The 12101-nt window shown below is 36.0% G+C and carries 13 protein-coding genes and 1 riboswitch; of the genes, 6 read left to right on the plus strand and 7 right to left on the minus strand.

Translation table 11 applies throughout. From position 1 onward, the window contains the following. Positions 1 to 14 precede the first annotated feature (14 nt). Together alr and PBT91_RS00490 are read right to left on the minus strand one after the other, a co-directional pair. The gene (gene alr / locus PBT91_RS00485) at positions 15 to 1121 is read right to left on the minus strand and encodes an alanine racemase (protein ID WP_270059854.1); all 1107 of its coding nucleotides are present in this window, start codon (positions 1119 to 1121) and stop codon (positions 15 to 17) included. Beyond that, complete coding sequence (locus PBT91_RS00490; RefSeq protein WP_270059855.1) at positions 1114 to 1761, minus strand: thymidine kinase; 648 nt, start codon at positions 1759 to 1761, stop codon at positions 1114 to 1116. Before PBT91_RS00490 ends, alr begins: the two co-directional genes overlap by 8 nt. A 103-nt stretch (positions 1762 to 1864) precedes the next feature. On the opposite strand from PBT91_RS00490, the gene PBT91_RS00495 reads away from it, so the two are divergent. Genes PBT91_RS00495 through PBT91_RS00505 form a run of 3 tightly spaced genes read left to right on the plus strand, consistent with a single transcriptional unit; the run spans position 1865 to position 4128 of the window. Beyond that, positions 1865 to 2884 (plus strand): hypothetical protein, encoded by a 1020-nt coding sequence (locus tag PBT91_RS00495; RefSeq protein ID WP_270059856.1) that lies wholly within the window; start codon positions 1865 to 1867, stop codon positions 2882 to 2884. Between the two features lie 3 nt (positions 2885 to 2887). Then, a complete protein-coding gene (gene rsmI / locus PBT91_RS00500) occupies positions 2888 to 3559 on the plus strand; it encodes a 16S rRNA (cytidine(1402)-2'-O)-methyltransferase (protein WP_270059857.1) in 672 nt (223 codons plus the stop codon). Continuing rightward, the gene (locus PBT91_RS00505; protein ID WP_270059858.1) at positions 3559 to 4128 is read left to right on the plus strand and encodes a uracil-DNA glycosylase family protein; all 570 of its coding nucleotides are present in this window, start codon (positions 3559 to 3561) and stop codon (positions 4126 to 4128) included. Before rsmI ends, PBT91_RS00505 begins: the two co-directional genes overlap by 1 nt. A gap of 58 nt (positions 4129 to 4186) precedes the next feature. Here the strand turns inward: PBT91_RS00505 and PBT91_RS00510 are convergent, their stop codons facing one another. From PBT91_RS00510 to ade, 3 genes are all read right to left on the minus strand, one after another. Then, a complete protein-coding gene (locus PBT91_RS00510) occupies positions 4187 to 4588 on the minus strand; it encodes an ankyrin repeat domain-containing protein (RefSeq protein ID WP_270059859.1) in 402 nt (133 codons plus the stop codon). A gap of 217 nt (positions 4589 to 4805) precedes the next feature. Beyond that, positions 4806 to 5267, minus strand: coding sequence for a hypothetical protein (locus PBT91_RS00515; protein WP_270059860.1), 462 nt, complete (start codon positions 5265 to 5267; stop codon positions 4806 to 4808). 47 nt (positions 5268 to 5314) lie between these two features. Next, a complete protein-coding gene (ade, locus tag PBT91_RS00520; RefSeq protein ID WP_270059861.1) occupies positions 5315 to 6937 on the minus strand; it encodes an adenine deaminase in 1623 nt (540 codons plus the stop codon). An 89-nt stretch (positions 6938 to 7026) separates the two neighbouring features. On the opposite strand from ade, the gene PBT91_RS00525 reads away from it, so the two are divergent. The 3 genes from PBT91_RS00525 (at position 7027) to PBT91_RS00535 (ending at position 10121) form a co-directional block, all read left to right on the plus strand. Further along, on the plus strand, positions 7027 to 7374 hold the full coding sequence (locus PBT91_RS00525; protein ID WP_270059862.1) for a HopJ type III effector protein: 348 nt from the start codon (positions 7027 to 7029) through the stop codon (positions 7372 to 7374). Positions 7375 to 7476: 102 nt separating this feature from the next. Continuing rightward, positions 7477 to 9180, plus strand: a complete 1704-nt coding sequence (gene recJ, locus PBT91_RS00530; RefSeq protein WP_270059863.1) for a single-stranded-DNA-specific exonuclease RecJ — start codon at positions 7477 to 7479, stop codon at positions 9178 to 9180. A gap of 578 nt (positions 9181 to 9758) precedes the next feature. After that, entirely contained in the window at positions 9759 to 10121 is a 363-nt protein-coding gene (locus PBT91_RS00535; RefSeq protein ID WP_270059864.1) for a hypothetical protein, read from the plus strand. A 314-nt stretch (positions 10122 to 10435) separates the two neighbouring features. Here the strand turns inward: PBT91_RS00535 and PBT91_RS00540 are convergent, their stop codons facing one another. Further along, positions 10436 to 11197, minus strand: a complete 762-nt coding sequence (locus PBT91_RS00540; protein ID WP_270059865.1) for a UDP-2,3-diacylglucosamine diphosphatase — start codon at positions 11195 to 11197, stop codon at positions 10436 to 10438. A gap of 168 nt (positions 11198 to 11365) precedes the next feature. Then, complete coding sequence (locus tag PBT91_RS00545; RefSeq protein ID WP_270059866.1) at positions 11366 to 11815, minus strand: 6-pyruvoyl trahydropterin synthase family protein; 450 nt, start codon at positions 11813 to 11815, stop codon at positions 11366 to 11368. 185 nt (positions 11816 to 12000) lie between these two features. After that, positions 12001 to 12096: riboswitch (TPP riboswitch) on the plus strand. Positions 12097 to 12101 lie beyond the last annotated feature (5 nt).

Genomic DNA, 12101 nt, shown 5'->3' on the forward strand with positions numbered 1-12101 from the left:
AAAAAATATAAAATCTAATCTATTATAAGTCTTTTAACTCTCTGGGAGATAGCGGTTACAAGTTCGTAAGAGATGGTTCCTGCTCTATTTGCAAATTTTTCAGCGCTTCTTTCTTTTCCGAAGAAAATTACCTCGTCTCCCTCTTTACAATCGATATCGGTAACATCAACCATCAGCATATCCATGCAAACATTACCAATAATGGGTGCTTCTTCGCCATTAATTAGCACAGCAGTTTTCTGCTTCCCGTAAATCCTGCTAATACCGTCGGCATGACCAAGTGGCAACGTGGCAGTAATCGTATCTCGATTAGCGATAAACCCTCTATTATAGCCAACACTTTCACCTTTTTTGATATGATGAATTTGTGAAATAATAGTTTTAAGTGTAGCGACTGGTTTTAGATGAGAATCATGCTCGCTAGAATTTCCGTAACCATAAAGCCCAATTCCGCTTCTAACCATATCGAAACTTGCTTCGGGATAATTTAAAATTCCCGAAGTATTGCACATATGCCTTAAAATCTTATGATTAAAAGCCGCAATTATTTTTTCTGAAGTAGCTATAAAATTCACAATTTGGGATTGCGAAAAATCTTTTAAAGCCATATCCTCACTAGCCGCAAGATGAGAATACATGCCTACCAATTTTATTGCTGAAGTATTCTGGAAGATCGAAATTACTTCTTCAATATCATCAGGATCAAAACCAAGCCGATTCAGTCCTGTATTTATATTGATATGAACCGGATAGTTTTCAAGATTTAATTGTTCAGCTTTTTTAATAAACTCTTTTAAAATATATAAACTGTATAGACTGGGAGTAAGACAATGATCTATTAATGCTTGAAAACTGTGCGTTTGTGGATGAAGCACTAGAACTGGTTTTTCAATGCCACCGTTTCTAATGGTTTCTCCTTCTTTGGTATACGCTACCGCAAAATGGTCTATGCCAATTTTCTCTAATCTTTTAGCAATGGCAACAGAATCGCTTCCGTAGGCAAAAGCTTTTACTACACCAAGCATTTTTACACCCGGGGTAATCTTAGATCTTAAATAATGATAATTATGTTCTAAAGAATTGAGATCGATTTCAAGAACAGTTTCCTGAGCTTTAGGCATTTTTTTCTTTTAAATTAGGCTTAATTTCTTCAGCTTCCTTAACTTCAAGCTTTCTAATTTTTTCATTCTTCATTGCTCGGTAATACGCAGCTCTACTTAATGGCTCATATTCTTCGGTTTCACCAAGAAAAACCAAATCATCGCTAATCGCTTTTCTAAAGCTATATTGTGCTAAATTTCCGGTACGTGTACAAACCGCATGAACTTTAGTAACATACTCTGCGGTGGCCATAAGATTGGGCATTGGGCCAAAAGGATTTCCTTTAAAATCCATATCGAGACCTGCCACAACCACACGAATTCCGCGATTTGCAAGATCGTTACAAACCGTGACGATCTCGTTATCAAAAAACTGAGCTTCATCTATTCCAACCACATCACAACCATCGGCAAGTAATCTTATGTTAGAAGCAGAAGGAACAGGTGTAGATCTAATTTCGTTAGCATCGTGAGAAACAACCATTTCTTCGTCGTATCGAGTGTCGATAGCCGGTTTAAAGATTTCTACTTTTTGTTTTGCAAATTGGGCTCGCTTAAGGCGACGGATTAGCTCCTCGGTCTTTCCAGAGAACATGCTACCGCAAATTACCTCTATCCAGCCAAATTGCTCTTCGTGATTTACTGTATTTTCGAGAAACATTTTGTAATTTTCAGATCGAAATGGGAAACAACCTCTTTATATATAAAGGTGGAACAAATTTAATAAAAATCCAACCCCGTAAGTAGGGCTAATCACTAAAGTTATGAAGAAGAAAATAGAAGCTGAATTGAAAACGCTGGCACAAAACATACTTGATGGAGATGCAGAAAAGCATGTAGATCAGCTGAAGCAAGAGGCTAAAGTTCTTTATGAAAAACTTACAATATTACAATTTACATTTTCTAATTTGGAGGAAGACCAACCTAAAGAACAGCAAGCGGCTATAGCAGCAGTGAGTTATGCTGATGATACTTTTGCACCCTCTAAACCGCAACCTTCAAGAACACAATCCCAAACCACAAATAAAGAAGGGAAATATTATGTGCCAGACGGGACAGAGTTTAATGATAGTGACGCTATAACTGAACCTGCTACTGAAAAAATAAAGGATATCGTGGCGCAAATGCCGCCAGAAACTGAAGGTCTTGATCTTTTGATGCAGGCGCTTAACGACGATTGGTCTAAAATAAAACCAGAACTAGAGGAAAATCCAGATAAAGATTGGCCTTCATCTGAAAAAATTACAGAGCCAGAAGCGGAAACTGAGGAACCAGAAACTCCAGTAGCGCCAGAAATTCCTGAAGAGCATTTTGCTGAACCTCCTATATTTGAGCCGAAGGAAGAAAAAGCTCCAAAACCGAAGGAAGAAGAAACTGCAACACCAGAGCAAGAAACACCACAATTATTTGATGAGGTTGAACCTAAAGAACCAGAATCCAATTCGAATGATTTTAGACAAATAGGAGTAGATTATGATAATCTTCCAGATTTTGAACCGCTGAATAATAAACAAGGTGCAAATCGTCCAAAATCGGTAAATGATCGCTTAAAAAGTGGTATTAGTATTGGTCTTAATGATCGTTTAGCTTATATCAAGCATCTTTTTAATGGTGATGCCGCAGATTATAATCGAGTGTTATCCCAGTTAAATACTTTTAGCGATTTTACCGAAGCCTATAAGTTTATCCAAATGGTGGTAAAGCCAGATTATAACGACTGGGAAGGAAAAGAACAGTACGAAGATCGATTTGTACAGGTGATCGCAAATAAATTTCAACAATAATTTATGGGAAAACTTTTTTTGGTTCCCACTCCAATAGGTAATCTTGAAGATATCACTTTTAGAGCAATAAAAGTTTTAAAAGAAGCCGACTTGATTTTAGCCGAGGACACACGCAATAGCGGTAAATTACTAAAGCATTTTGAGATTTCTACCCAAATGATAAGTCATCATATGCATAATGAGCATAAGACGGTTGAAGGATTAGTAGAAAGAATAAAAGCCGGTGAAACTTTTGCGTTAATAAGCGATGCAGGCACCCCGGCAATTTCAGATCCTGGGTTTTTATTAACACGAGCCTGCGTAGAAGCCGGGGTAGAGGTAGATTGTCTTCCTGGGGCTACGGCCTTTGTACCGGCATTAGTAAATAGCGGTTTACCCAATGATAAGTTTATATTCGAAGGATTTTTACCGGTTAAAAAAGGGCGACAAACACGATTAAAAATTTTGGCAGAAGAAAGCCGAACGATGATCTTCTACGAATCTCCGCACAAATTAATTAAAACGCTAACTCATTTTTCCGAATACTTTGGCGGCGATCGTCAGGTTTCGGTTTCAAGAGAAATTACAAAACTTCACGAAGAAACTATTAGAGGTACTGCGGAAGAGGTTTTGAAACATTATACCGAAAAACCACCAAAAGGCGAAATTGTAATTATCGTAGCCGGCAAAAAATAATGCAGGATTTATTGAATGAAATACGCGATTGTGAAGTTTGTAAAGAACATTTACCGTTAGGCGCGCGCCCAATTATTGAAGGTGTTAAAGATTCTAAGATCATATTAATTAGTCAGGCACCGGGTAGAATCGTACATGAAACAGGAATTGCCTGGAATGATCAAAGCGGTAAAAAGTTGCGGGAATGGTTGGATGTAGATGAAAAAACATTCTACAATCCATCTAATTTTGCCGTTTTACCAATGGGCTTTTGTTATCCCGGTAAAGCTAAAACCGGTGATTTGCCACCAAGAAAAGAATGTGCCCCTCTTTGGCATCATCAGGTATTTGATAAGTTGAAAAATGTAAAGCTTAAAATTCTAATAGGTTCTTATGCAAGCAAATACTATTTGCCAAAATCGGAGCGTAAAAATCTAACCCAAAAAGTTTCTAATTTCGAAGAATTTTTACCGGAGTATCTACCTTTGCCTCATCCTTCACCCGTCAATCGATTCTGGCGAATGAAGAATCCTTGGTTCGAGGAGAGTATGATTCCTGAAATTCAAAAGATCATAAAGGAGATTTTATAAAAAAAGTGCTATTCTTTTTTTAAGAATAGCACTTTAGGCATAATTCAGAATGGAATAATTATTTCTCTAATTCTTCCAGTACTTTCATGGATTCTTTGGCATTAGAAAGTTCAGCAAGTTCTTTCGCAGTCTTATTTTCTTTTTCAGATTTAACTTTAAGATCGGCTCCTTTTTCAATTAAAAGTGATAAAATTTCAGCTTTGTTGTATCGAGCGGCGTACATCGCAGGAGTTCTTCCTAAAGACTTTTGGTTAATGTCTTCTCCCAGTTCGATAAGTTGTGAAACCATTTCGTAATTTCCGGCAACAATAGCTTTACAAAATGAACTTAATTCAGTTGCGGCCAGATTTTCAATAGAAAATTTTGCTGGATCTTTTGGATCGTTGTCGATTGCAGCTGCATTAGCAAATCCAAAATTAAGTACTAAAGCTAAAGCGAAGGTAAACATTGATTTTTTCATGATGAATGATTTAATGATTGATAAATGATTGTTTACCTAAAAGACGCGCGAAAATCTGAATTGTTACAGATTAAAAATAGAAAGTTGTAATTTTAAGAATATTTTAATATTTCAGGCTGAAATTGAGAATTTAAGAATTTCCTTCAACAGTAATGCTATATGCTCTTTACAATATAAAAGTTAGGGATTTTTTAGAATGGATTTTTAAAATAAAAAGTTATAAAAGAATTTCGATGCTTTTAGCCCCCTGGTTAGAACTCGCATCGAAAACAACTTGGTTATTGAGCCATATTTTTATAATAACTGCTCCATTCTTTGTATTGAATTCAGAAGTAATTAACGATTCCTCACCATTAATGATGAGTTTAGTTTCGGATCGATTATTTTGATCAATTTCATTATTTACCGCAATCATTAGAAAATCTTGTTTTTCTGATAATGATATAATGTTGTAATTATCTGATGCTTTCCATTCTCCATCTATTTCGTAAAATAGCGCAATATTTTCTATGGTTACAGCTTCCGTCTCTATTAGATTTTCTCCATCTTGATTTTTAGGAACAATATTAATTTCCAAATCATAATTTGCGCAACAAATAATATCATCTTCATTATTGTCTTTACAAGATGTAAATAATAGAAAAGCAGAGGTTAATAAAAAAAAGAATAGTTTTTTCATAATCTTGGTTTTTATTTAGATGCCTAGACTATCAATTAGTTGCGTAATTATTTTAGGCTATTTACAAACTCAAATTTCTTTCCACTGAATAAACCTTTATCTGATAATTTAAGATCTGGGATTACGAGTAAAGCCATAAACGATAAGGTCATAAAAGGAGCTTTTAAGGTGCTGCCTAAATCTTTAGCCATTTTGTCTATTTCTTCATATAATTTCCCTGTTTCCCAACCATCTTTATTGCTTATGATTCCTGCTATGGGTAAAGGAAGTGATTTTTGATTTTCACCATCAACGGCACAAATTCCTCCTTTGTTTTTGATAATGATGTTTACTGCATTACAAATTTCTTCGTCGGTAGTTCCAACGGCGATAATATTATGGGAATCGTGCCCAACCGAGCTGGCAATCGCTCCTTTTTTTAGTCCGAAATTTTTTATAAAGGCTACAGCAGGTGCTTTGTTTTCGTAGCGGTTAACTACAGAAATTTTTAAAATATCATTTTCGATATTCGACGAAAGTGAACCGTTTTTCAAAACTACTTTTGCTTCGATTTCGTTAGAAATTAGTTCACCATCCAGGGCTTCAATCACTCGAACATTTTCAGTATTTGCTTTTAGCACAAAATCTTCAATGGATTTTTCAGAAATATTGAAATTATTCGGTGTTTTAAATTGAATAGATGGAATATGAGATTCGCCATTTTCAGCAACGACTTCACCGTCGATATAAGTTTTCAAAACCTTAAAATCGGTAAGGTTTTCTACCAAAATAAAGTCGGCCGCATTACCTTCTTTCAGCAAACCAACATTTAAATTATAATGTTTTGCCGGATTTATGCAGGCAGTTTGCAATACTTTAAAAACATCGATTCCTTTGGCGACCGCACGCTGGCAAAGCTGATTGATATGTCCTAAAATAAGATCGTCAGGGTGCTTATCGTCAGAGCAAAACATCATATTTTCATAATGCTCGGGCAATAGATCGATAAGCGCTTCAAAATTTTTAGCAGCGCTTCCTTCGCGCACCAAAATTTTCATTCCTAAGGCAAGTTTTTCTTCAGCCTCTTCGTACGTAAAACACTCGTGATCGGTAGTAATACCTGCTTTTGCGTATGTTGAGGCCTCTTTTCCGCGGAGTCCGGGAGCATGGCCATCTACAGGTTTTTTAAAATGTTGCGCCCATTTTATTTTTTCAAATACTTCAGGATCGTTATAAAGGACTCCGGGATAATTCATCATTTCCGCCAGATAAAAAATATCGGGAGATTGCATCAATTCTTTAATGGCATCTGAATCAATAACCGCTCCGGCCGTTTCAAAAGTGGTAGCCGGAACACAACTTGGAGCTCCAAAATGAAATTTTAAAGGTACTTTTTTACCATTCTCAATCATAAAATTTACGCCTTCAATCCCTAGAACATTGGCAATTTCATGAGGATCTGAGACCGTAGCTACTGTACCATGGATAGTGGCAACTCGCGCGAATTCAGACGGCACTAACATCGAGCTTTCAATATGGATATGCGCATCGATAAATCCCGGCATAATGAACTGCTTTTCGTTATGCTTGGATTCTTTAATTTCGACGATCTTTTTATTTTCTATGATAACTTCCGCAGGAAAAATTCGGCGGTTTTCGATATCAACAAGTTGGCCTTTAACGCTCTTCATTTTAAAAAATTTGAGAGTCGAAAAGTAACAAATTAAATTGTGAACTTTTATTTTAGTAATCAATTAAACACGAGACTAAAAATCGAAATATGACGCTACAGCAATATCTAAAACAGGTAAAATCAAATCCTAGAACTGCAGATTTTGATCAAACGATTGCCTTAATTGATGAATATTATCAATTTACTCCCGCTTCTTTTAAAAATGGTGAGATTTATAATGAAGCCGGAAGCAATAACGGAAGTTGTAAAATTTTTGCCTTAGGATTATTGGAAGCCTTAAATGAAGAAACCACTTTAGCCCTTTTTGGAAAGCATTATTTCGAAGATGTACTGAAACATCCTGAGGGCGAGGGACATCAAAACATTCGTAATTTTATGAAGAGCGGTTGGAGTGGAATCGCCTTTAATACCGAAGCGCTACAGCCTAAGAAGTAAGATCTTTTCGTATTTTTGAAGCGAAATAGAAGATTTTATGTTTCTATTTTTGACTCATGAAACCTTCATGAGGAAACCGAATTTTGTGAATAGATAATGCTGATGAATACGCGCTGGACCATAAAACCAAATCCTAATCCTGAAACTGTAAACACCTTGATGCAATCCCTTGGTGTCGACAAACCTATTGCCCGATTGTTAGCACAACGTGGTATAAACAGCTTTGAAGAAGCAAAAAAGTTTTTTAGACCTAATTTAGCTGATTTGCACGATCCATACCTTATGAAAGATATGGAAAAAGCAGTGGCTAGGATAGAACAAGCTTTAGCTGAAGGTGAAAATATCATGGTTTATGGCGATTATGATGTCGATGGTACTACCAGTGTCGCTTTAATGTCTTCCTATCTAAAAACATTATATCCTAATGTAGCTACGTATATTCCAGATCGGTATAACGAAGGTTACGGAGTTTCTTTTCAGGGAATCGATTTTGCGTCCGATAATGATATCAGTTTGATTATCGCTTTGGATTGCGGAATTAAAGCCATCGAAAAAGTATCTTACGCAAAAGAAAAAGGAATCGACTTTGTAATTTGCGATCATCACCGCCCGGGAGCGGAAATTCCTAAGGCGATTGCTGTGCTCGATCCAAAACGAGAGGATTGCGATTATCCTTACAAAGAATTATGCGGTTGCGGTGTTGGTTTTAAATTGATCCAGGCAATGGCGGCAAAACGAGGCGACACCATACAGGCATTATTGCCATATCTGGATTTGGTAGCAACAGCTATCGGTGCCGATATTGTACCTATTACCGGGGAAAATCGAATTTTAGCTTATCACGGTTTGCATGTCATTAATGTAGCGCCTAGAGCTGGCTTTAAAGCGATTTTGAGTCAGATTAAAAAAGAAGTGATCACTATAACCGATGTTGTTTTTGTGGTCGCACCCAGGATTAATGCAGCCGGAAGAATGAAACATGGTTTACATGCGGTAGAGTTGCTTACAGAAGAAAATGAAACGCAGGCACAACATTTTGCTTCGGAAATAGAATCGCACAATTCTACCCGAAAAGATACTGATAAAGCGATTACAGCAGAAGCTTTAGATCAAATTGAAGAGTTAAAAGAGCAGGAGTGTTTGAGCACAGTAGTGTATGCAGAAAACTGGCATAAAGGTGTGATTGGGATTGTAGCAAGCCGATTAACCGAAACCTATTATCGTCCCACCTTAGTCTTTACAAAAAGTGGCGATAAGCTGGCGGCGTCAGCCCGATCGGTAAAAGGATTTGATGTGTATAATGCATTAGAAGCTTGCCAGGATCATATTGAACAATTTGGGGGACATATGTATGCTGCGGGTTTAACTATTAAGGAAGAAGAATACGATAACTTTAAAAGAAAGTTTGAAGAAGTAGTTTCTGAAACTATTGATAGAAAATTACTGACTCCTGAGATCTCTATTGATGCTGAAATAGAATTAGATGAAATCACGCCTAAATTTTGGAGAATCCTGAAGCAATTTGCCCCCTTTGGTCCCGGTAACATGTCTCCGGTTTTTATGTCCAGAAATTTAACCGATTCTGGTTTCGGGAAATGTGTTGGCAGTGAAGAAGCGCATTTAAAATGTCGCGTATCGCAAGTGGATAATAAATCTTCTTTTAATGTGATTGGTTTTAACCTCGGAAAGAAAATTAAATGCATTCAAAATAAAAAACCGTTTAGTGCGGTGTATTCTGTAGATGAAAATGAATGGAACGGTAATGTTTCTTTGCAATTGAAGTTGAAGGATATTAAGGAGAACTAGGTTTTAGATCGCTTTGCTGTTAGATCTTAGAGTCTAGACTAGAGAAAACAAATTCAAGGATTTATTTTTGAATTGGATTCGGGAGAGAAGAATCAAGAGTCAAGAATCAGAACAATCCACTTTTAAGTATTCTGAAATTAAATGCCGAATTGTGAACCTGCGCTACCGTCATACTAAAAACTAATCTAAAATTAGCCGACTTAGAGCTCAACTCAAATTCCTCATTTTCAACTGAAATTTTTCAACCGAAGACTAAAATTACCAACTAAAGAGTACCGATTTTTTAACCGAAACCAAGAATGATTGATCCTGGATTTTCCTTACCAAAATTGCAAATACGAATTGCAAAGTTAGAGTCCGAAAGCTCTGCGTCCTAACTTTACAGTATAAAGTATATTGTAAATCGTATACTGTAAATTTTTTTGCTGGATTTTGAATGTATTTGATGCTAACGGAAAACATTAAACGCTAAACAGTAAACTAACGACTAAAGACTTTCTCAACAGCAAACAAAACCCATGTCTATTTAGACTGAATTTAAATAAAATTTTTATCTTTGAGATAAACCTGCTAGAAATATGGAGGACGTCGATATTATTTACCACAACAATACCGGGATTTCTTTTAAGTGGAAAAGCGGAATTGCTAATTCTAATGAAAAGCGAGTTCAACTCGTATTTAAGGATATGGGATTTTATCTTTCTCCTGAAGAAGTGAATATGTTTTCAAAAAATATTCGAATGGCAAAAAATAGCGCAGGCAACTGTTCTCATTGTCCTCATTCTGAATTATGCGAACGAAATATTTTACTGAAATCTCCACTTCAAAAAATGGATTTTGTGGTTAATGCGTTTGAACTTAATGAAATCTGCGACCTTTTGGAGGGCACAATCTTCAAAATGAGGCTTCATTATTATTTGGAATTCGAATCAAAAAATTAGACTGCTTCGCAATTTGATGTTAGATATTAGACTAGAGAGAATATATTAAAAACGCTTCCAAATGTTGTATTTTGAATGCTGAATTTTGAATTGAGAAACCTGTCACTTCGAGTGCTTGTGAGTTTGTGAGCAATTGTATCCAGAAGTGAATCTTAGTAAGGATTCAGATTTTAAAGAAGAATATTCAAGATTTGATAGTTTCAACCTAAAATTTTAAGACTTTTAAGACTTTTAAGCAGAAAGCTGATCGCTAAACGCTAGTGGCCCAAAGTCCATTGATAATTGTTTATTGAAAAACTGCCAACTGAGATTGCTTACTGATTCTTCAGTTTTTTCAAATACAAATCTTCCCCATCAAACTCAGCGTAGGTGTAGAAATTAATCCAATCGCCGGTGTTTATGTATTTTGAATTTTCTTTTAGCTTAATTTCCATAGGTAAATGGCGATGGCCAAAAAGGAAATAATCGTAATGCTTAGTTTCGAGTTTTCGCTTGCAATATTGCACCAACCATTCGTTATCTTCTCCTAAGAATTTAGCATCATCGTCTCCAGAAATCAGTTTATTTTTTACTGAAAAATATTGCGCTAAAGGCACGCCAATATCAGGATGTAACCATCGGTAAAGCCATTTTGAAAACGGATTGGTAAACACTTTTTTCATGCGTTTATAGCCATAATCTCCAGGACCCAGCCCATCACCATGCCCAATTAAGAAGGTTTTTTGGTTGAATTCAAACTCCTGTGGTTTTCGAAAAGTTGGAATATTAAGTTCTTCTTCAAAATAGTCTTCCATCCATAAATCATGGTTTCCAACGAAAAAATAAATCGGGATTCCACTATCTTTAATTTCAGCAAGTTTCCCTAAAACCCTAACAAAGCCTTTTGGTACGGCATGTTTATATTCAAACCAAAAATCGAATAGATCGCCCAGTAAAAAAATAGCCGCTGCATCTTCTTTAATTTCATCCAGCCATTTAACGAATATCGCCTCGCGTACTTTGCTGGCTTCTTTGGTAGGAGCACCTAAATGATTATCGCTAGAGAAGTAAACCTTTTTTCCGGTAGGTAGTTGCATACGATGAAATATAAATCAAATATACTTATTTCTACAAAGATGTTTTGCGTTAGGGATAGTAGCGGCATCCTTTTTTATTTGCCAGTTAGCACCTGTAAATGTTGAGAACATAATTACAAAGCAAATAAAAAAGATAAAGCGAATAGCCCGACCCACTAGGGGAACGCTCTAATTATCGCTGGCATACCATTCGGCAAAACTACTTTCAGTCTCTTGAAGTTTTAGCGAATGTAGTTTGATGTGATCTGGTAAGTGTTTGTTTATTTTTTGAGAAAAATCGATCACCATATTTTCACTGGTGGGTTGATATTCTACTAAAATCACGTGATGTCCACGATCTTTTAATTCTTTCGCCAGCTCTATATGAGGCGTATTTTTGTTGAAAACGGTGGCATGATCAAATTGGTCTACAATTTCAGACTTTACGATTTTTTTTAAGTCGCCAAAATCGATTACCATACCGTACTTCACATTATCAGTATCGCTAATTGGTTCTCCAATAACGGTTACACTAAGTTTGTAACTATGGCCATGGACGTTGCGACACTTACCATCGTAGCCGTAAAGTGCGTGTCCTGTTTCAAAAGAAAATTGTTTGGTAATCCTGATTTTTGCCATACCGAAATTTTAAGTCTGCCGTAGATAATTTTGATTTCCCTAAAATTTTAAAGCTGAAATTATGAAAAATTGCTTCGGAAACTTTTCGGGAAATTTTAGTGCAAAGGTATTAAAAGTGTATTCAAAATAGAATAATAAACCTTTAGCATTTTTTTAATTCGGATTATTTCATTTAACTTTGAGAAAGTAAACTTTAGGGGTGCTGATTCAATTCGGCTGAGAAAAACCCTTTGAACCTGATACAGATTAGCATCTGCGAAGGGAAAAGTTAGAAAATTTTGAATTG

The sequence above is a fragment of the Zunongwangia sp. HGR-M22 genome (genome assembly GCF_027594425.1).
GTDB lineage: Bacteria > Bacteroidota > Bacteroidia > Flavobacteriales > Flavobacteriaceae > Zunongwangia.